The sequence below is a fragment of the Bradyrhizobium sp. Mp27 genome, from assembly GCF_029953005.1.
Classification (GTDB): domain Bacteria; phylum Pseudomonadota; class Alphaproteobacteria; order Rhizobiales; family Xanthobacteraceae; genus Bradyrhizobium; species Bradyrhizobium barranii.
On the sequence record NZ_JASAUS010000001.1, the window covers coordinates 157,438 to 177,423 of the forward strand.

Annotated in this window: 18 protein-coding genes and 2 riboswitches; of the genes, 2 read left to right on the top strand and 16 right to left on the bottom strand. The window is 66.4% G+C overall.

The window, feature by feature from the left end; translation table 11 throughout:
• Positions 1 to 230: 230 nt before the first annotated feature.
• The 6 genes from QJT78_RS00675 to QJT78_RS00700 form a co-directional block, all read right to left on the bottom strand.
• Complete coding sequence (locus tag QJT78_RS00675) at positions 231 to 1,778, bottom strand: PLP-dependent aminotransferase family protein (RefSeq protein ID WP_038941773.1); 1,548 nt, start codon at positions 1,776 to 1,778, stop codon at positions 231 to 233.
• A 159-nt stretch (positions 1,779 to 1,937) separates the two neighbouring features.
• Positions 1,938 to 3,371: an NAD-dependent succinate-semialdehyde dehydrogenase gene (locus QJT78_RS00680; RefSeq protein WP_028148451.1), complete on the bottom strand. Its 1,434-nt coding sequence runs from the start codon at positions 3,369 to 3,371 to the stop codon at positions 1,938 to 1,940.
• Positions 3,372 to 3,550: 179 nt separating this feature from the next.
• On the bottom strand, positions 3,551 to 4,960 hold the full coding sequence (gene hydA / locus QJT78_RS00685) for a dihydropyrimidinase (RefSeq protein ID WP_028148452.1): 1,410 nt from the start codon (positions 4,958 to 4,960) through the stop codon (positions 3,551 to 3,553).
• Positions 4,957 to 5,709 (bottom strand): aspartate/glutamate racemase family protein, encoded by a 753-nt coding sequence (locus tag QJT78_RS00690; RefSeq protein WP_038941877.1) that lies wholly within the window; start codon positions 5,707 to 5,709, stop codon positions 4,957 to 4,959. Before QJT78_RS00690 ends, hydA begins: the two co-directional genes overlap by 4 nt.
• A gap of 121 nt (positions 5,710 to 5,830) precedes the next feature.
• Positions 5,831 to 7,252, bottom strand: coding sequence for a PepSY domain-containing protein (locus QJT78_RS00695; protein ID WP_028148453.1), 1,422 nt, complete (start codon positions 7,250 to 7,252; stop codon positions 5,831 to 5,833).
• 12 nt (positions 7,253 to 7,264) lie between these two features.
• Positions 7,265 to 9,637, bottom strand: a complete 2,373-nt coding sequence (locus QJT78_RS00700; protein ID WP_028148454.1) for a TonB-dependent receptor — start codon at positions 9,635 to 9,637, stop codon at positions 7,265 to 7,267.
• A gap of 116 nt (positions 9,638 to 9,753) precedes the next feature.
• Positions 9,754 to 9,956, bottom strand: a riboswitch (cobalamin riboswitch).
• 71 nt (positions 9,957 to 10,027) lie between these two features.
• On the opposite strand from QJT78_RS00700, the gene QJT78_RS00705 reads away from it, so the two are divergent.
• The gene (locus QJT78_RS00705; RefSeq protein WP_028148455.1) at positions 10,028 to 10,600 is read left to right on the top strand and encodes a histidine phosphatase family protein; all 573 of its coding nucleotides are present in this window, start codon (positions 10,028 to 10,030) and stop codon (positions 10,598 to 10,600) included.
• A gap of 6 nt (positions 10,601 to 10,606) precedes the next feature.
• Here the strand turns inward: QJT78_RS00705 and cobT are convergent, their stop codons facing one another.
• The 8 genes from cobT to QJT78_RS00745 form a co-directional block, all read right to left on the bottom strand.
• A complete protein-coding gene (gene cobT, locus QJT78_RS00710; RefSeq protein ID WP_028148456.1) occupies positions 10,607 to 11,659 on the bottom strand; it encodes a nicotinate-nucleotide--dimethylbenzimidazole phosphoribosyltransferase in 1,053 nt (350 codons plus the stop codon).
• Between the two features lie 10 nt (positions 11,660 to 11,669).
• The gene (gene cobF / locus QJT78_RS00715; protein ID WP_028148457.1) at positions 11,670 to 12,419 is read right to left on the bottom strand and encodes a precorrin-6A synthase (deacetylating); all 750 of its coding nucleotides are present in this window, start codon (positions 12,417 to 12,419) and stop codon (positions 11,670 to 11,672) included.
• A gap of 40 nt (positions 12,420 to 12,459) precedes the next feature.
• Positions 12,460 to 13,137, bottom strand: a complete 678-nt coding sequence (locus QJT78_RS00720; protein ID WP_028148458.1) for an energy-coupling factor ABC transporter permease — start codon at positions 13,135 to 13,137, stop codon at positions 12,460 to 12,462.
• Positions 13,138 to 13,173: 36 nt separating this feature from the next.
• Positions 13,174 to 13,392, bottom strand: a riboswitch (cobalamin riboswitch).
• 45 nt (positions 13,393 to 13,437) lie between these two features.
• Positions 13,438 to 14,169 carry a uroporphyrinogen-III C-methyltransferase gene (gene cobA, locus QJT78_RS00725; RefSeq protein WP_038941880.1) on the bottom strand — a complete coding sequence of 244 codons (732 nt, stop codon included), beginning with the start codon at positions 14,167 to 14,169 and terminating at the stop codon, positions 13,438 to 13,440.
• The gene (locus QJT78_RS00730) at positions 14,166 to 15,476 is read right to left on the bottom strand and encodes a cobyrinate a,c-diamide synthase (protein WP_038941881.1); all 1,311 of its coding nucleotides are present in this window, start codon (positions 15,474 to 15,476) and stop codon (positions 14,166 to 14,168) included. Before QJT78_RS00730 ends, cobA begins: the two co-directional genes overlap by 4 nt.
• Positions 15,476 to 16,258, bottom strand: a complete 783-nt coding sequence (gene cobM, locus QJT78_RS00735; protein WP_028148461.1) for a precorrin-4 C(11)-methyltransferase — start codon at positions 16,256 to 16,258, stop codon at positions 15,476 to 15,478. The genes QJT78_RS00730 and cobM overlap by 1 nt, the downstream gene beginning before the upstream one ends.
• Positions 16,255 to 16,623, bottom strand: coding sequence for a cobalamin biosynthesis protein (locus QJT78_RS00740; RefSeq protein ID WP_028148462.1), 369 nt, complete (start codon positions 16,621 to 16,623; stop codon positions 16,255 to 16,257). Before QJT78_RS00740 ends, cobM begins: the two co-directional genes overlap by 4 nt.
• A complete protein-coding gene (locus QJT78_RS00745) occupies positions 16,620 to 17,801 on the bottom strand; it encodes a bifunctional cobalt-precorrin-7 (C(5))-methyltransferase/cobalt-precorrin-6B (C(15))-methyltransferase (protein ID WP_028148463.1) in 1,182 nt (393 codons plus the stop codon). Before QJT78_RS00745 ends, QJT78_RS00740 begins: the two co-directional genes overlap by 4 nt.
• Here QJT78_RS00745 and QJT78_RS00750 point away from each other — a divergent pair.
• Positions 17,800 to 18,546, top strand: coding sequence for a cobalt-precorrin-6A reductase (locus tag QJT78_RS00750; RefSeq protein ID WP_028148464.1), 747 nt, complete (start codon positions 17,800 to 17,802; stop codon positions 18,544 to 18,546). The two genes, QJT78_RS00745 and QJT78_RS00750, sit on opposite strands and share 2 nt — an antisense overlap.
• Here the strand turns inward: QJT78_RS00750 and cobJ are convergent.
• The gene (gene cobJ, locus QJT78_RS00755) at positions 18,522 to 19,256 is read right to left on the bottom strand and encodes a precorrin-3B C(17)-methyltransferase (protein WP_028148465.1); all 735 of its coding nucleotides are present in this window, start codon (positions 19,254 to 19,256) and stop codon (positions 18,522 to 18,524) included. The genes QJT78_RS00750 and cobJ overlap by 25 nt on opposite strands.
• Positions 19,253 to 19,984, bottom strand: a complete 732-nt coding sequence (locus QJT78_RS00760) for a precorrin-2 C(20)-methyltransferase (RefSeq protein WP_028148466.1) — start codon at positions 19,982 to 19,984, stop codon at positions 19,253 to 19,255. Before QJT78_RS00760 ends, cobJ begins: the two co-directional genes overlap by 4 nt.
• Between the last annotated feature and the right edge of the window lie 2 nt (positions 19,985 to 19,986).

A 19,986-nucleotide genomic window follows, 5' to 3' on the forward strand; every position in this document is an offset into this window, starting at 1 on the left:
CGCGGTGCAACACCGGCTGCACGTTTTGGTGCAGCACTGCACGCGCAGAGAGCACACCAACGCGAACCGTTCCGCGCGACAAACGTGCAGTGCACCACGGATTTCTCCGTGCAAATCGTGACGCCCGCTGCACTGCAATCGGAGCACTCAAAAACGTCTGTCTAATTTGCAGGCGATTGAACGGCGATGCGGGATAGCCGCATGCCTACGAGCTATGCACGACGGTCGGCTCAGCTTCTCTTTATTGTACGAACAGTAAGAGAGGATATTGCCGGGTCGAACGGTGCGTTGCGGCGACCGCTGCCGATGCAAGCCGCGATTCTCGCAAGCAGCGGCCCGGCATCCTCGACCCGCAGCCGGCCGTAGCCGAACACCAGGCCCTGCCGCGTCGGCTGCTCCAGAAAGTTTTGCGAGAGCGGCTGGACGTGGATGCCGGCCTGCTTCAGGACCGCGGCCGCTTCTCGGTCGCTCATCCGTGCCTGCATCGCGTCGGTGAACAGCGCCACCAGATGCAATCCGGTGACGGCGGAGGATACGGTGAGATCGTCAGGCATCAGCGCTGCGATGGCATCGATCAGTGCCTTCCGGCGCGCGGCGTAGATCCGCCGCATCCCGCGCAGATGCCGCAGCAGGTGCCCTTCCCGCATGAACTCGGCCAGTGCGAGCTGACCTATGCCGGAGGTATGCACGTCGATCCGCGCGCGGCCCTTGGAAAAGCCCTCGATGAAATGCCTGTTGGCGACGATGTAGCCGAGCCGCAAATTCGGCATCATGATCTTTGAGAAGGTGCCGAAATAGATCACCCGCCCCTCGCGATCGAGCGAGCGCAACGAGGCGATCATGCTGTCCTGGTGCCTGAACTCCGAATTGTAATCGTCCTCGATCACCCAGACGTCGTTCTTGTTGGCCCAGTCGAGCAGCTCGAGCCGCCGCTCCAGCCCCATGCTGACGCCGAGCGGATATTGATGCGACGGCGTGACCACGATCAGCTTCGCACCCGGTGCGCGCCTGACACCTTCGGAGACGACGAGGCCCTTGTCGTCGACCGGAATGGGGACGAGCTTCGCGCCCGCAGCCGTAAGTGCCCAGCGAGCCTCGACGAAGCCGGGCTCCTCGACCCAGACCTCGTCGCCGGGATCGAGGATCATCCGGCTGCAGAAATCAAGCGCGCCCGATGTGCCGGAGGTAACCACAACCTCTTCCGGCGAGCAGACGAGCCCGCGCACCGAACCGAGGAAGTTCGCAATCTCGCTCCGCAAGCGCGGATGGCCTTCCGCGGGAAGATCGAGACACTCCTGCTCTCTTGGATTTTGCCAGGTCTGGCGCAGCAGGCGCGACCAGTCCTTGAATGGGAAGGTCGAGATGTCAGGCGCGCCCGGGCTGAATTCCGAGGGCCAGTTGGTCTCGTAGTCGAAGGCAAGCAGCGAGCGCCAGCGCTCCGACATGTGGGCGGGCTTGGCCGCAGACGAGGTCGCGGACGCAGGCGCGGCATGTAGGGTCGCAACTGACGCCACCATGACACTGCCGCGCGGCATCGATTCAAGATAGCCCTCGGCGTAGAGCAGATCCCAGGCGGTCAACACCACCGTGCGCGAACAGCCCAGTTCGCGCGCGATCTCGCGCGAGCCGAGAAACTGCGTTCCGGCCGGAAAGACGCCGCGCAAAATGCCGTCGCGGATGTGCGCCGCGATCTGCAGATGCAGCGGCACGGCCGACGTCCGGTCGATATGCATCCCGGCAAGGGACGCGCGCTTGCTCGGGTGACGGCTGTTGTCCATGTCTCGCCCGTCAGGCAAGGAATTGTAACCCGCATGGAGCGAAGCGAAATGCGGGGGCACCGTCCCGGATTGCGCTTCGCTCCATCCGGGCTACACGGCCCCACATACAAGTGCGTGGGGTGGGTCAGCGCAAGCCTAACCCACCCCACGAGATCTCGCTTACGCGCTCGCCTGGGTGACGAACTTCGTGTTCAGGTAACCCTCGATCGCCTCGAGGCCGCCCTCGGAGCCGTAGCCGGAGTCCTTGATGCCGCCGAACGGCACTTCCGGCAGCGCGAGGCCGTGATGGTTGATCGACACCATGCCGCTCTCGATGTCGGAGCCGATCGCCTGCATCGTCTTGGTCGAGGTCGTGTAGGCATAGGCCGCAAGGCCGTATGGCAGGCGGTTCGCCTCGGCCACCACCTCGTCATAGCTGCGGAACGAGGTGATCGGCGCAAGCGGGCCGAACGGCTCCTCATTCATGATGCGGGCATCGCGCGGCACGTCGGTGATGACAGTCGGCTCGAAGAAGAAGCCTTCGTTGCCGATGCGCTTGCCGCCGGCTTGTACCTTGGCACCGCGCTGCACGGCGTCGGAGACCAGACCTTCCATGGCGTCGACGCGGCGCGGGTTCGCCAGCGGACCCATGCGGGTGTCCTTGTCGAGACCATTGCCGACCTTCAGGCTCTTGGCCGTCGCCACGAACTTGTCGACGAAGGGCTGATAGACGCTCTCATGCACCAGGAAGCGCGTCGGCGAGACGCAGACCTGGCCGGCGTTACGGAACTTGTTGGCCGAGAGGATCTTGGCGGCGTTGTCGAGGTCGGCATCCGCAAACACGATCGCCGGCGCGTGGCCGCCGAGCTCCATGGTGACACGCTTCATGTGCAGGCCCGCGAGTGCAGCCAGATGCTTGCCGACCGCGGTCGAGCCCGTAAAGCTGATCTTGCGGATGATCGGGTGCGGAATGAGATATTCCGACACTTCCGACGGCACGCCAAACACCAGCTGGACGACACCGGCCGGAATGCCCGCGTCGGCATAGGCGCGCACCAGCTCCATGCAGCTTGCAGGCGTCTCTTCCGGGCCCTTGACGATGATCGAGCAGCCGGCGGCGAGCGCGGCCGAGATCTTGCGGACCGCCTGGTTGATCGGGAAATTCCAGGGCGTGAAGGCTGCAACCGGGCCGACCGGCTCCTTGGTCACGAGCTGGGAGACGTTGCCCATCCGCGGCGGCACGATGCGGCCATAGGCGCGGCGGGCTTCTTCCGAGAACCAGTCGATGAGGTCGCCCGCGAGCATGGTCTCGCCCTGCGCTTCCACGACCGGTTTGCCCTGCTCCATGGTCATCACGGGTGCGATCTCGGCGGCGCGCGAGCGGATGATGTCGGCGGCCTTGCGCATCAGCTTGTAGCGGTCGAACGGCGAGGTCTTGCGCCAGATCTCGAAGCCGGCCTTGGCGGCCTCCAGCGCGCGGTCGAGGTCCTGGCGCGAGGCGTGCGGGGTCTTGCCGATCGGCTGGCCGGTGGCGGGGTTGAGGATGTCCTCCGACTTGCCGGAGGTGCCGTCGGTCCACTCGCCGGCGATGAACATCTGAACTTTCGGGTACATCCCTGGTGTCTCCTGCATGATTTCGGCGGCAATCAGCATTGGCGCGCGGCCGCCTCATAAGTGGGCGCAGAGCTACACCGAAAGGCGGCCGGCGAAAAGAGATCAATGATGCCGCAGCAGCGCGAGGATGGTATGCGCAACAGACGACATGGCGTCGTCCCGATACGATTATTCTTCCGTCACACCAGGCTCGACTTGCCGCGGCTGAGCACCTCGCCCGCACCCTTGTCGCCGACGATCCTGCCCTGCTCGTACACCACGCGGCCCCGCGCGATGGTGGTAACGGGCCAGCCGGTGACGTCAAAGCCTTCCCACGGCGTATAGTCCGCGCCATGGTGCAAATCGGCCTGTTGAATCGTCTTTGTCAGCTTCGGGTCCCACAGCGCGATATCGGCATCGAAGCCGACGCCGATCGAGCCCTTGCGCGGGTAGAGCCCGTAGATGCGCGCATGATTGGTCGCGGTCAGCTCGACGAATTTCTGCAAGCTGATGCGTCCCTTCGAGACGCCCTCCGAGAACAGGATCGGCAGCCGGGTCTCGACGCCGGGGATGCCGTTCGGCACCCAGCGGAACGAGGTGCGGGAATTCGGCGTCAGCTTGCCCTTGGGATCGTCGTAGCGGAACGGGCAGTGATCGGACGAGAAGGTCTGGAACACACCGGTGGTGATGCCTTCCCAGATCGCCTGCTGGCTTTCGGCATCGCGCGGCGGCGGCGAGCAGACATACTTTGCGCCTGACATGTCCATGTTCAGGCCTTTCATGTCGTCGGCCGTCAGCGTGATGTATTGCGGACAGGTCTCGGCATGCACCGGCAATCCGCGCTGCTGGGCCCAGCGCACCTGCTCCATCGCCTCGCGGCCGGAGACGTGGACGATCATGATGGGGACGCCGATCACCTCGGCATGGCTGATGGCGCGATGCGTCGCCTCGCGCTCGACGGCCTGCGGCCGCGAGGTGCCGTGATAATAAGGCGCGATATGGCCATCGCGTTCGAGCTTGGCGGTGAGGAAACGGATCGCGTCGTAACCCTCGCAATGGACCATGACGAGCGCCTCCTCGCGGCGCGCGACATCGAACACTTCCAGCAGCTGCTTGTCGCTGAGCACGAGGTCGTCATAGGTCATGAACACCTTGAACGAGGTGTAGCCATCCTTGACGAGGGCCGGCAGCTCCTGCCCGAGCACGACCGCGGTGGGGTCGGAGATGATGAGGTGGAAAGCGGTGTCGATGTAGCACTCGCCCTCGGCGAGCTTGCGGTAGTTCTCGACGCAGGTGCGCAGCGACGTCCCCTTCTCCTGGAGCGCGAAGGGCAGCACCATGGTGTTGCCGCCGGCCGCTGCCGCGCGCGTTGCCGAAGCAAAATCATCGGCCATCACGACGTCGGGGCCGGAGGCCTGGGAGATGTGGACGTGGCTGTCGATCCCGCCCGGCAGCGCCAGCAGACCTGTCGCGTCGATCTCGCGCGCCGCACCTTCAATGCGGTCGGCGATGCTGACGATGCGTCCGTCGCGAATGCCGATATCGGCGCGAAACTCGTCGCTGGCCGTCACGATGGTGCTGCCGCGAATGGCGAGATCGAGCTGCGTCACAGGTGTCTCCGTCTGATGATCGCTGATGTCTGGAAGATCCGGCCCCACGCCGCAAGGGCCGCGATGTCGCCACCGGCGAGTTCGAGCGTCCGCCACAGCGTGACCGCGACCGAGTCCAGCACGGCGATGCCCAACTCCCGTTCGAGTGCTGCAGCCAGCGCGGCGCCGTCGAGATTGGTGCAGAGAATGACCACGGCATCGGCGCCGTCCGCCGCGACCGCGCGGATCATGTCGGCGATCGTCGCGGGCGTGACCTCACCGAAGGAAAAATTATCGCGCAGGCCGAGATGCCGCTCGGCGTGAGGGGCGATCCCCTCCTCGGCCCAGACTTCGCCGATCCGCCGTTGCACGTCGTCCGTATAGGGTGAGACCAGGCCGACGCGTCCGGCGCCGAGCGCGCGGACGGCGTCGATGCAGGCAAGCGTGGAGGTCGTCGCCGGGATATCGGTCCGCGCCGCGATCGCTTCGCACAGGCTCCGGTCGCGGCCGATACCGAGCCAGCTTGCCGACGTGCCGTTCCAGGCAATGGCATCGACCTTGGCGTCCGCCAGCAGATCCGCCGCCGGCAGCATCACCGAGGCATCGAACTGGTTCAGCGCCGCGGCATCGAGCGCGATCTCGGTAACGCGGAAGCGCGAGAAATGAGCGGTGACGCCGGCCACGCCATGCAGCATGGAACTGGTGACGGGCTCCAGCACCGAGTTGGACGATGGGGTCATCATGCCGAGGCGCTTGCGCTGAATTGACATCGATCACGATCGCCCCATTGAGAGAGCGCACCGCTGCGTCCCCTCGGGCGATCATCCGCGCCTGCCATCGCCCGCGCAACCCGCAATTTGGATGGCGCATATGATTTGTTCGATACGCAGCTCAAGCCGCGAAGGTCGACCGCAAACGCCGCCAGCCGATCACGATGCCGGTGACGGAAAATGCCAGCCCGAGCAAGCAGAGCCCGACGACCAGGATATCGCGCACACGCGGATGCGCCATGAGAACGGGAAAATCGAGCGTGTGAAGCGCGCCATAGAACCAGCGATAGGCCCGCCGCGAGGCATCCAGTCTTTGCAGCACGCGGCCGTCAGCAGCGTCGATGTCGAACCAGAGGTCGCCGCATCGGGAGCGATAGACGGGCGCTCCGGCGACAGCGGAGTGCGCGGGATAGTCGTCATTGTCGGCAAGAACGGACGGGACGCCACAGCCCAGCGCAAGGCGCGTCGTCAGGTCATGGACATCCTTCTCGCCGAGGAATGCCACCGGCCCGCTGCGGCTCGCCTCCGCCGTTTTGGTCAAGGCCTGACTGGCAGGGCCGGTCCGGTCGCGCCGGTAGACAGCACCATTGACGGCGAACCATTCGACGTCGCGAGCCGATGGCTGACCGACCGGTGGGGCCGTCGTCCAGTCCGGCGCGGCATACACCACGCCCGCTTCGGTCCGGGTCAGCTCCCCGCGCGAGAACAGCCGGCCGTGATCCATCGAGAGCCAGCCACTAAAACTCCAGGTCAGCACGAAGACGGTCGCGACGAGACCAATGATGTGATGCAGTGCGTGCCAGCCGCGATAAGGCGACGAGACCCCGCGCCTTCGAATCCTGATCCTGATAATTCCGAGCACCGCGCCGAGCGTCGCCGCGATAAAAGCCACCAGCGACAATGTCGAGACCACCTGATCCCAAAGCGACCAATTGCTCCTCAGGACCGTCGGATAGATCCAGTGCAGGACGCTGCCGGCCCAATTCCAGCCGCGTTCGCTGCGGGTCGTATCCAGCACGACTTCGCCGGTGCGCGAGGAGACATAGACCTCGGTTCCGGCCGCATCGCCAAGAGCGACGCGCAACAGAGGCCGGTGTCGATCAAAGCCATTGGGGACGCTCCATTGATCATAATCCGCGACCGCCATCATCGCCGCCCGCGCGGCATCGAGCCCGCGTTGCCGGGCATGATCCCGCGCGATACCGACCGCGACGTCGGCGGACGTCACCGATGCATCCCGTCCGTCGGAGGCATGGACCGCGCGCACACGCGACGGGTCCGACACGACATAGACCGGCCCGTCGCTCCGCTGGACCAGGCGAACGCGCGTGGCGTCCGCGACCCCGCTCGCGGCGACGGCCTCCGCGACCGCAATCCTCACCTCTCCGCCAGCCACCGGCGCGAGCCCGGCAAAACGTTCCGCTTCCGTCAATGACGGAAACGGGACGAAGTGCATCACGATTCCGCTCGCGAACCACATCGCGAACAGCAGGCAGAACGCGATCCCGAGCCAGCGATGCAGCAGGACGATCGCGTTCATCATGTGGTCAGCACCCTACCATTTGAACGCGGCCGAGAGCTCATAGGTCCTGGGCGCGCCGAGCAGGATCTGGTCGGGATAGAACGGATCGCCCCAGATCGCGTAGCGCTTATCAGTGATGTTGCGCACGCGGAAGCCCAGACGGGCCTGGTCGACCGCGTTGAACACCGTCTTCGGGATGTCGACGAAGGCGTAGACGTCGGCGACGGTGTAGGCCTTCATCGTCACGACGTTGGCATCGGTGTTGTAGCGGTCGCCGACATAGCGGCCCGTGATGCCGAGCTCCACCGGCCAGGGCGTGAAGAACCGGTACGACGCACCGGCATTGGCCACGACACGCGGCACGTTCGGCGGCGTGTTGCCGGAGAACGGACCACCGGCAAAATTGTAGTCGGCATAGCGTGCGTCGACATAGGCGATGTTGCCCCAGAGCCGCAAAGGCTCAATCGGCCGGATGGCCGCCGCAAGCTCCACGCCCTTCGATTCCTGCCGCCCGGCAATGTTGAGCTGCATGCCTCCGGCTGCGGCATAGACGTTCTTGCGCTCGATATCGTAGGCCGAGAACGACCATTCCGCCCTGTTGTTCCACAACAGATGCTTGACGCCCGTCTCATAGGTGCGCGAGGTCGTCAGGTCGAGCGGCTGGGCTGGCCCAAGCAGGAAGATGTTGTTGGCGGAGACGTCGGCGCCGGTGGCGTACTGGCTGAAGAAGGTCACGCCGGGAACGGCGTCCCAGGTGTAGCCGATGCGCCCCGTCGTCGGGACCCAGGACTTCGAGAACGGGAAGTTCGCCTTTTCCAGCCCGGCGGAGTCGGTCGAGTTGCGGTCAAGCCCGATATGCTCGACGCGCAGGCCGCCGACAAGCGCGAAGGTTCGCGTGAGCTTCACCCGGTCCTCGAACGACAGCGCCTCGTTGTCGATGCGCGCGGTCTGCTGCTGCGTCGTGAGCAGGCCGTAAAGGCCACGATCGGGATTGACGAGCGAGACGTAATCGTCCGGGAAGTTGGCGGCGCCTGGCCTGACGAAATCGAGATAGCTGGACGAAAGTGTCGTGACCAGGCGGTTGTCGAAGCCTGCGATATTAGCGTTCCAAATCAGGTCGGTAATGTTGCCGACAAGGCGTTGGCTATGTGCAACGTAGAAGCGCTCGCGATCGACCATGTTCGAGTTGGGCAGGCCCGTACTGGCATTGAAAGCCTCGATCTCGTTGTTGAACCAGGTACGCTCCGCGCCATAGGCATAGGCTTGGCTCTTCAGCGTCAGGTCAGGCGCCAGCTTCAGTTCGAAGCCGCCGCGCAGCCACACCTCTTGTGCCACGTTGCGGTTGTCGAGAACGTTGTAGTTGGTGTTGAAGGTACGATCGTCGATCGTGATCGCACCGAGATTCGTTTTGTTGAAGTTCGAGACGTAATTGCCGGAGACAATGCCGCTCGTCGCATGCGAGCCGCTGAAGGCGACCGGTACCAGCGGTGCGCCCCAATAGGCCTTCGAGCGATCTTCCCGGTACTCGATCGCGCCCCAGATCTTGAGGCTGTCGGAGATGCGGTAATTGAGCTGGCCAGACACATCGAGCGTCTTGGTATTGGTGTCATCGGCAAAGCCATTGAGCGAGGCGCGGCTGATGTCGAAGCGGTAGTCGAGCCCCTGCAAATTGGTGCTGCCGCCCGAGCCGTAATGGACGCCGAACGAGTTGAGCGAATCCCAGGAAAAGTCAGCTTCATTCCGGATCGGCCCGGTGTGTGGCTGCTTCGTGATCAAGTTGATTGCGCCACCGGCGGCACCTTCGCCCGACATCAGCGAGGCCGGACCTTTCAAGAATTCCACGGCTGCGAGATTGGCCGTATCCGTGATCCGCGAGGTCATGTTCTGCGGACCGATCTTGATGCCGTTGTAGAGCATGTTGATCTGGCTGTTGGTGAAGCCACGCATGGAGAAAGCCGCGGGCTCGGCCGGATTGTCGCCGGAGGTGACACCGACCGCGCCCTGCGCAACCTCCGACACGGTGCGATAGCCCTGCTCCCGCATGGTCTCGGCCGAGATGACTTCGACGGTCGCGGGTGTCTCCTGCACGGTCAAGCCGAGGCGCGAGGCGCTCTCGGCAATCACATTGGTGTTGAGCGGCGTCTGCGCCGCCGCGGTCGGCACGACGGGCTTGGCCGCGGCCGATGCGGCCGCTGGCCTGCGCGATGCTGCGCGGCGTGGGCTCTGCGCGTCCCGGGCCGCCGGCTTTGCCGGTTTGCGGGATTGGGCGGGCGACACCTCGACCGGCGGCAGCGGCTCGCGGGCCTGCTGCGCCATGGCGGCAGGCAGATCGAGGGCGGCAAAGGATGTGAGCGCAGCGGAGGCGAGCAGGAAGCAACGCGGTCGTACAAGACGAATGGAAGACACAGTTCGGAACCTCGGTGTGACGTCAGTGGCACGTCACAGCGAACCAAGGTCCCATCTTCCGGCTTATAAGCCTTCCGATGAAGCCGAATGTCTGTACTCCCCGACCGACATCTTCGCGTGTGACCACGGCTGACGGCAGGTCTCCTGGCTCGCGGGTCAGTACCTTGCATCGCCTTCCCGGGACCGAGATACCCAGTGGCTCGTGACGCAAGATTCGCCGCTTACAGTTGCGGGGGCAGCCGCGGCATTGGGGACAAAATCCCCGCACCGCATTCCCTTTTCATCCCCACTCGGGGAAACCGTCAAAGCCATCTAGGATTACCGACAAGACAGAGTCAATGTGCCGGTGCGACGTTATTACCACAGCGACCAACTTCCTTGGAGATAGGCATGGAAGGCGAGACCTTCCTCTGGCTGATACGGCATGCGCCCGTCGACGGCGCCAAAGGGACGATCCACGCAGCCGACGCGCCCGCCGATCTCGGCGATCGCGTGCAGCTGGAGGCGTTGCGGCGGAGGCTTCCGCCAGATGCTGCGAGCTTTGCGAGCCCAGCGCGACGTACGGTTGAGACGGCGCGCGCGCTGGGACTCGAACCCGCGTTGGTGCCCGAATTCAGTGAACAGGATTTTGGCGACTGGACCCGCCGGCGGCATGACGAGCTCGCGGCGACCGGCGGGGAGGCCTATGCGCAGTTCTGGAGCGATCCGGCGCACGGACGGCCGCCGGGCGGCGAAAGTTTCGAGGATCAGGTCGCGCGCGTCCGGCTGGGTCTCGCGCAAATCGGCGCCGGCTCGGCAACGCTCGTCGTGCACTCCGGCACGATCCGCGCGGCACTCTGCATTGCGCTGGATCTGACACCACAAGCGGCCCTGCGCTTCGTGATCGATCCGTTGTCACTGACCCGGATCGACCGGCTCGCCACCGGTTGGCGCGTCGTCGCGGTCAATCAGCGCGCGGCTTGAGCCGGGTCAGCCCGGGCGATCCGGCACATTGGCCTGCGCGAAGGTCGCCATGCCGTTGTGAAGGCTGCACGCGAGCCGCACCAGCGGCAGCGCGATGGCGGCACCCGATCCTTCGCCGAGCCTGAGATCGAGGCTGATCAACGGCTGCACGTTCAGCGCGCGCAGCACCAGCCGATGCCCCTGCTCCGCCGATTGATGCGACGGCAGCAGGAATGGCTGGCACGACGGGTTCAGCCGCACCGCCGCCAGCGCTGCCACCGATACGATGAAGCCATCGATCAACACGGGAATGCGGGCTTGCGCAGCCGCAATGATGGCACCGCAGATCGCCGCGATTTCGAGGCCGCCGACCGCGCACTGGATCTGTTCCGGCGAAGCGCCCGCAACGCCATGCCGCGCGATCGCAGCGTCGATCACGCGCGCCTTGTGCGCGTGGCCGGCCGCGTCGACGCCGGTACCGCTGCCCGCGATCTCCTCGGCACTGATGCCAAGCAGGCTCGCCGCAATCGCCGCCGACGTCGTGGTATTGCCGATGCCCATCTCGCCGAAGATCAGGAGATCGGGCCTGCCGGCTGCTTCGCGCGCGACTGCGCGCTGACCGGCTTCGAAGGCGAATGCCAGCTCCGTGGGGGTGAGCGCTGCTTCCACGCTGAAGTCGCGCGTGCCCTGGCGCGGCTTGTCGGTGACGACGCCCGCGATCGCCTCCTGCGCCAGCGTACCGGCGTCCACGACCTCAAGGCTTGAGCCAAGCTCACGCGCCAGCACCGAGATCGCGGCACCACCCGAGGCGAAATTCGCCATCATCGCGATGGTCACTCCTTGCGGATAGGCCGACACGCCCTGCGCGACGATGCCGTGATCGCCGGCGAAGATAATGATCGGCACCCGCGCGGCGCGCGGCTGCTCGGTCGCCTGCAGGCCCGCAAGCTCCACCGCAAGCTGCTCCAGCCGGCCGAGCGCGCCGGCCGGTTTTGTGAGTTGCGCCTGACGCGCGAGCGCCGCCTCGCGATGGACAGCGGAGACATCGGGGCATTTCCGGGTGATCCAATCGGGGGGCATGCTGCCTCGCTTACGGCCTACGCTTGAGAATGTAGCTGTCCATGATCCAGCCATGCCGCTCGCGCGCATCCTGTCGCGCGGCGACGATGCGCGGGGCGATCTCGGCAAGAACGCCCGACATGGCGATCTGATCGGGCATGCCGAGATAGGCGCCCCACCAGATGTGCAGCCCGGCTGGATCGAGCGACTGGAACGCCGTGGCGCCGTCGAGCATCACCACCACGGTATCGACGCCTTGCGGCCAGCCGCCCTCGCGCAAGCGGCGCCCCGTCGTGACCAGGAAGGGTTCGCCGATGTCGTTGAGCGGGAGCGCATGCGCCGCGCACAGTGCCTGGATCGAGGTGATGCCGGGCACGACCTCGATATCAGGCAAGGGATCGAGCCGCCGCGCAATGCGCAGCGAGGAATCGTACAGCGAGGGATCGCCCCAGATCAGCAGCGCGACCTTGCCTTCACCTTCGAGATGGCTCGCGATCGTCCGCGACCACGCCGCGGCCACGGCATCGTGCCAATCGTCGACGCCCTTGTGATAGTCCGCTTCACCGGCATCGCGCACGGGAAGGTCGAACTCGGCAATGCGCGTCGTTGGACTGGTGAGCACATCGGCGCAGATCGTCCGCCTGAGATCTGCGAGATCTGATTTCGCCGTCCCCTTGCGCGGGATCAGGATGAGATCGGCCGCGTTGATGGCTTGAACGGCGGCGCGCGTGAGCTGCCCGGGATCGCCGCAACCGATGCCTATCAGGGATAGCGTGAGCATCGCGCGTGTGGGGGCGGCCATCGCGGCCGCCCCTTGTCTCTTAAGCCGCGTTGTGGAGGCGCGGCGTGACGAGGCCGGGCGCGGTGACGCCGCGCAGCGATTTTGCCAGTGCCAGCACGGCGAGATCGGCGAGCGGCTCGATCACGATGACGAGCGCATAGGAGGCCGCGAAGGTCGCGATGTTGACGAGGTTGGTGGCACCGAAGCCGGAGCCATAGAGCGCCCAGAACGCGACCCAGGCGATGACGCCGGCCTGATACGTGGTCGAAAGCGCCAGCGCCTGGCGATACCTGAGATCGACATAGGCGGTGTTGCGGGGAATGATCCGCGCGGCGATCGCCTGGATCCCGAACAGCGGCACCAGCAGCGTGGTGACGTTCATGCCGAATTGCGGCAGATCGGGCGGCTCGAAGAAGATGCCCTGGAACAACAGTCCGAACGCAAGGCCGAAGGCCGCGGGCGCCGCCCCAAACAGCAGGAACAGGGTCGAGCCGAGGATGAAGTGCACCTCGGAGACGCCGACCGGGAAGTGCGGCAGGATCTCGAAGAAGACGAACACGAGGCCCGTGGTGGCGAGCGTCCGCGCCGCGAACGACGTGATGCCCTGCTCGCGCACGGTCTCGACCGCGAGCTTCAGCGCAACGCCGCCGACGGCGATGCCGGTTGCGTAACTCAACACGAGCTTGGCGCCCGATACGACTCCGGGTTCGATATGCATGGTTCAGTTCCTTCCTGCCGTCACACCCGACGGCCTTGGCCACAAGACATGCACGGCCGGTCTCCTGGCTCGCGGTTCACTGGGGTTCTCCGGCCTTCCCGAGCCTTGCGGCCCAGTGGCGGTTCGGAGCCCCTCACCGCTTACAGTCGCGGGGGCGGCTGGGGTTTTGGGCGGCGCAACCGTCCGCCCACCCCCATTCCCGATTATGCTCCGGCGGTTTGCGCCGCCTCGAGCACCATGCATCTCCTGTGTGCCCCTTTCGCCAGCCGGGCGTCAAGGGGCGAAGGGCGGCCGGGACGGTCATGACGGATAATCGCCCGCCAGCGCGCCAAACAGGATCACCGCCGCCGTCGAGGCCGCGCCGCCCCGCGCAAGCTGTTCCGCCAGCTCGGCAATGGTGGTGCGGACCAGCCGCTCGTCGGGACGACCGAGGGATTCGGCGAACAGCGCCGGGGTATCAGGCGCGAGGCCGTGCTCGATCAATTTTGCGACAAGCGCCGGAAAGGTGCGGCGGCCCATATAGACCACGGTGGTCGCTTCGGGATCCGCCAGCGCCGCCCAGTTCAAATTCTGCGGCAGCTCGCCGGTGACATCGGCCCCGGTCACGAACTGCACCCGGCGCGAGGTGTGGCGCCGGGTCAGGGGAATGCCGGCTTGCGCGGCGGCGACACAGGCCGAGGTGATTCCGGGAATGATCTCGTAGCCGATGCCGGCTTCGCGCAGCGCCTCCAGCTCCTCCTCGAGCCGGCCAAAGATACCGGCATCGCCCGATTTCAGCCGCACCACGCGGACGCCCGCCGCGGCGTAGTCGATCAGCAGGCGGTTGACGTGGTGCTGCTTGGTCGAGGGCCGCCCTGCCCGCTTCCCCACCGCGACGAGGTTGGCGCCGGGCCGGGCCAGATCGAGGATCGCGCCCGAGGCGAGGTCGTCATAGAGCACCACGTCGGCATCGCGCAGCCGCGCCGCGCCTTTGAGCGCGAGGAGCTCGGGGTCGCCGGGGCCGGCCGAGATGAAAGTGACAAAACCGCTCACCGATCCTCCGCGATCAGATGGAAGAACGTGCCGGTGGCATGACCGCGGTGCGAGCCGGTCTCGGCGATGACCGCGCCTGTTGCATCGTGCACGACTGCCAGCGGCGTATCCGGCTGCGCGATAATCGTCGAATAGTGGAACTCATGACCGCGCAGGCGCGCGCCGACCTGATGGCCCGGCATCGGCGCGGCGAGCGCAGCGAGACGATAGCCGAGATGCATGCGGCGCTTGGCAAAGCTTGTCTCCAGTCCGAGCAGGCCCGTCATCTCATGACGGATGCCGTCGGCGTCGGTCAGAGCGGTTCCCAGCACCATATAGCCTCCGCATTCGCCGTGCACCGGCCGTGTATCAGCGAACGCGCGCAAGCCGCTGCGAAAGCGCGCATTGGCCGCGATCGTGCCGGCATGGAGTTCGGGATAGCCGCCGGGTAGCCAGCAGACATCGGCGCTCGCGTCAGGCGCTTCATCGGCAAGCGGCGAGAATGTCGAGATCTCGGCGCCGGCCGCGCGCCAGGCCTCCAGCATGTGTGGATAGATGAAGGAGAACGCGGCATCGCGGGCCAACGCAATGCGCTGTCCGGGCGGCGTCACATTGATGCCGCTTGCCGCTGGTTGCGGCGACCAGCTCGCTGCCGATCGCAGCACCGCGTCGAGATCCACATGCTCGGCGACGAAGCGCGCGGCTTCGTCGATCAGCTTGCCGATCTCGGCTTGCTCCTCGGCCTGCACCAGGCCGAGATGCCGTTTCGGCAGGCTGATCTCGGCATGACGCGGCAGCGCGCCGAACACGGCGATGCCGGCGTCGTTCAATGCACGCCGCACGAGATCTTCATGCCGCGGGCTGGCGACGCGATTGAGCACCACGCCGGCAAGCCGCACGCCGGCACGATAGTCGCGAAGGCCTGCGGCGATCGCCGCCGCCGTCTGCGCCTGTCCGGAGGGATCGATCACCAGCAGCACCGGCCAGCCCAGCATCTCGGCAATGTCGGCGGTGGCGCCGGTGCCGGAGACGCCGCGCGCGGCGACGCCGTCGAACAGGCCCATCGAGCCCTCGGCAAGCACGACATCGGCGTCAGTGCCGCGACCGACGAGATGAGCAATCGTCCCGCGATCCATCGCCCAGCTATCGACGTTGACGGAAGCGCGCCCCGTCGCAGCGGCATGGAAGGCGGGATCGATATAATCGGGCCCGCTCTTGAAGCACTGCACGTTCAATCCGCGATTGCGCCAGGCACGCGCCAGCGCCAGCGTCAGCGTGGTCTTGCCGACGCCGGAGGCCGGCGCGGAGATGACGAGCCCTGCCGGCATCACGATGCCTCCGGAAAGCGCGGGTCGGCGCCGACCGGCCGATAGCGGCGGTCGTAGTCGGCGGCATAGAGACGGCTCTCGTCAAAATCCGCAGCGCCAAGCGTCTTGCCAACCAAAATGAGCGCGGTGCGCTCCATCTCGGTGCCGACGGCGGCATCGAGTGTCGCCAGCGTGGCGCGAACGATGCGCTGGTCCGGCCAGCTCGCGCGCCAGACGATCGCGACCGGGCAGTCCGCGCCGTAATGCGGCGTCAGCTCGGCGACGACCTTGTCGAGCAGATGGATCGACAGATGGATCGCGAGCACCGCACCGGTGGCGGCGAACGCCGCGAGCTTTTCGCCCTCAGGCATCGCGCTGGCGCGGCCCGGCGTGCGCGTCAGCACGACTGACTGGGCAAGACCGGGCAGCGTCAGCTCGGTCTCCAGCGCGGCTGCCGCGGCCGAGAAGGACGGCACGCCCGGCGTGACCGTGTAGGGGATACCGAGCGCGCGGAGGCGGCGGAGCTGCTCGCCCATCGCCGACCAGATCGCGAGATCGCCGGAATGCAAGCGGGCAACATCCTTGCCGGCGGCATGCGCGGCGGCGATCTCCGCGATGATCTCGTCGAGCGACAGCGGCGCGGTGTTGACGATGCGCGCACCGGGCGGGCAATGCGCCAGCACGCCCTCGGGCACCAGCGAGCCCGCATAGAGGCAGACCGGACAGGCCGCGATCAGGTCGCGTCCGCGCAACGTCAGCAAATCCGGAGCGCCCGGTCCTGCACCAATGAAGTGCACCGTCATGCGCCGTCTCCTTCCGCGATCGCCGCCGTTGCGGTGCGATCCCGCGAGACCGCCCGCGTCGCAATCAATCGCGCGCGAGGGCCAGCGGCAACGAGCGCCGCGGCTTCAGCGACCGAGCCCGTGCCGAACTTTTCCGCGACGAGTTTTGACTGCGTCGGCGTCTCGATGCCCGCCAGCATGTCGGCCGGAACCGGCTTGATCGGCACGCCGCATTCACGCGCGAGCTGTTTGAGCGGCTCCGCGTCGGCCTTGTCGCTGACAGTCGCGACCGCCGCAAGGCCTTCGGAACCACCGGCTGCCAGCAGCGCCTCGCGCAGCGAAGCGAGCGTCACACCCTTCTTGAATCCGAGTCCGGCGACTCTCATCGAACCGCACTCCACTGCACCACGGGCCGCGACGCTTCCCAGGAGCGGTAGCGGCCGAGCGGGCCGGCATGTGCGATTTCGACCCGCATCAACTCACCGCCATGGCGCTGGTGCAGTTCGCCGAGCAGCGCCTCCGTCTCCAGCGTCACCGCATGCGCGACGAGCCGCGCACCCGGCGAGAGCCGCGGCCAAATGGCATCGAACATTGCGATATCGAGACCGCCACCGATGAAGACGGCATCCGGCGCTTCCAGTCCGGCGAGAGCGCCCGGCGCGCTCCCCGCGATGACGGTGATCCGATGCGCCAATCCGAACGCCGCCGCATTGCTGCGGATATTCGCGGCACGATCCTCACGCGCCTCGATGGCGGTCGCCGTCCCGCCGCACAGCGCCCATTCCACAGAGATCGAGCCAGAACCCGCGCCGATATCCCACAGCCGCTCGCCGGGACGCGACGCCAGCGCCGAGAGCGCCAGCGCGCGCACCGGCCGCTTGGTGATTTGGCCGTCATGAGCAAAGAGATCGTCGGACAGGCCGGAGCTGCGGGGAATGCCTTGCCCGCCCCTCGCCTCGACGGCCACCGCGACCAGGTTTTCGGCGAGACCGCCAGCAAAGCTGTCGGCACGATGCTCAGCAATGCTTTCGCGCGCCCCGCCGAGCGCGGCGAGAGTCCAGAACGCCGAGGCGCCCCATCCGCGATCGCTCAACCATTTGGCGAGCTCACCGGCTGCCTTGCCGTCACGCACAAGGCAAATGATGCGCGCACCTCGCACCAGATGCGGCACGAGACGCTCGAATGGTGCAGCATGAAGCCCGAGACAAGCAATGGCTTCGAGGCGCCAACCCAGCCGCGCGGCGGCAAGCGAGAAGGTCGATGGCGCCGAATGCGCGATCCACTCGTTGGCATCGAGCTTCTCGGCGAGACTTGCACCCGCGCCGTGCCAGAACGGATCGCCGGAGGCGAGTACCACCGTCGGCCGGCCGCGGCAGCTCAGCACGATGTCTGCGTCGAACGGCACCGGCCACGGACGACCGCGCCCCCCAACATCAGCAAGCGCGAGATGACGCTCGCCACCAAAAACAGTTTCTGCCTTGGCAAGCGCCTTTCGGCTTGCCTCGGACAGCCCGGCAAGGCCATCTTCGCCGATACCGATGATGGTCAGCCAGGGATCAGCCATGACGCGCGCCCTCATTCTGGGCGGAACCGCCGATGCGAGCTTGCTCGCCGCGGAAATCGCACGCGCGCGCATCGACGCCGTGTATTCCTATGGCGGCCGAACCCGCGCGCCCGCCGATCAGCCGCTGCCGACCCGCATCGGTGGCTTCGGCGGCGTGAGCGGGCTTGCCGGCTATATTCGCAGCGAAGGCATCACGCATGTGATCGACGCGACGCACCCCTTCGCCGCCGAGATGAGCCGCCACGCGGTCGAGGCCAGCGCGGAAACCGGCACGCAATTGATTGCGTTGGAGCGCGCACCCTGGACCAGGGCGCCCGGCGACAACTGGATCGAAGTTCACGACGTCAACGCCGCGGTCGCCGCGCTGCCCGAGGCGACGGCTAAAGTGTTCCTCGCCATCGGCCGCCAGCACATCGCGCCGTTCGCGACGAAGCCACAGCATGCCTACACGTTGCGTTTCGTCGATCCGCCCGAGGCACCCCTGCCCTTCGCTGCCGACGTGATCGTGTCGCGTGGACCATTCACGCTTGAGGGTGAGCTGGAGATGATGCGCACACGCAGCATCGCGTGGATCGTCGCCCGCAATTCCGGCGGCGATGGTGCGCACGCCAAGATCGACGCGGCCCGCATGCTCGGCCTGCCCGTGATCATGATCGGGCGACCAAAACTGCCCGAACGGTTGCGGGTCGAGAGCGTGGGCGAGATCATGCAGTGGCTCGGTCATCGCGCCTGCCTCGGGGCATAGACCCAGCGGCCGACGCGGCGCGTCTGCGAATTGCCGACGATGACCAACGTGCGCATGTCGGCCATCTCAGGCCGCGCGTCGTTCAGCGCGACAGTTTCGATCCGCTCGTCCGAACTGCTGATCGCGCGCGCGAAGATCACGAGGCGCTCGCCGCAGCCGGCGTCCTTCAACACCGCAAGCGCACGGCCAAATCCCTCCGGCCGGCTTGCCGAGCGCGGATTGTACATCGCAATGGCAAAATCGGCTTCGGCAGCCAGCCGCAGGCGCTTCTCGATCACCGCCCACGGTTTGAGATTGTCGGAGAGATTGATCGCGCAGAAATCATGGCCGAGCGGCGCGCCGGCACGCGCGGCCGCCGCCAGCATCGCGGTGATGCCGGGCAAAACGCGAATGGGAAGCTCGCGCCATTGCGGCGCCTGTTCGAGCGCCTCGAACACGGCCGACGCCATCGCGAAGACGCCGGGGTCGCCGGAGGAGACGACGACGACCTGCCCGCCTTCGGCCGCGAGCCGCAGGGCCTCGCTTGCGCGCTGCAGCTCTTCGCGATTGTCGGAGGGGTGCAAGGTGAGCCCTGCCCGCGGCGGCACGCGCGCGACATAGGGCGCGTAACCCAGAATGTCCGTGGCAGCGGCAAGGGCGGCGGAGACCTCGGGCGTCACCAGCGCATCGCTGCCCGGCCCGAGGCCCGCGATGGTCAGCGTGCCCGTCATTCGGCGGCGTCCAGATGCCGGCCCTTGCCGTGCACGAGCACGATCGCAAAATAAGGACAGTCGGCGGCATCGATATCGGCGAGCCGCACCACGCGCTCGCCCGGCATGGTACCGCGCTCGACCAGCCAGGCATCGTCCAGCCGGCCGGCGGAAGCCAGCGCGCGGCGCACCTTTGCGAGATTGCGGCCGGTCTTCATGATGACGAGCGCATCGGAATCGCGCATGCGCCGTTCGAGCTCGTCTTCGGGAAGCGTGCCCATCAGCACCGTCGTCACATCGTCGCCGAGCGCGATCGGCTGTCCGACGCCGTTCCAGCAGCCGACCATGCCGGGAATGCCCGCGATCACCTCGATCTCGACGCGCCCTTGCAGGCGCGTGTGCAGATGCATGAAGGAGCCGTAGAAGTAAGGATCGCCCTCGCAGAGCACGACGACGTCCACCGCACGCGAAAGCCGCGCCAGCCGCTCGGCCCATTCGTCGTAGAAGCCGGCGAGCAGCTGCACATATTCCTGGCTATCGAAAGCGAGCTCCGTCGTAACAGGATATTCCATTGCGTATTCGGTAACGTCGGAGGCCAACATGCCTTCGACGATCCGCCGCGCCTGGCCGGGCCGGCCCTTCTTGCGAAAATAGGCGACATGCTTCGCAGCCCGCACCGTCCGGTCGGCGCGCACGCTCATCAGATCAGGATCGCCGGGGCCGAGACCGCAGCAGATGATGCGTCCCATGG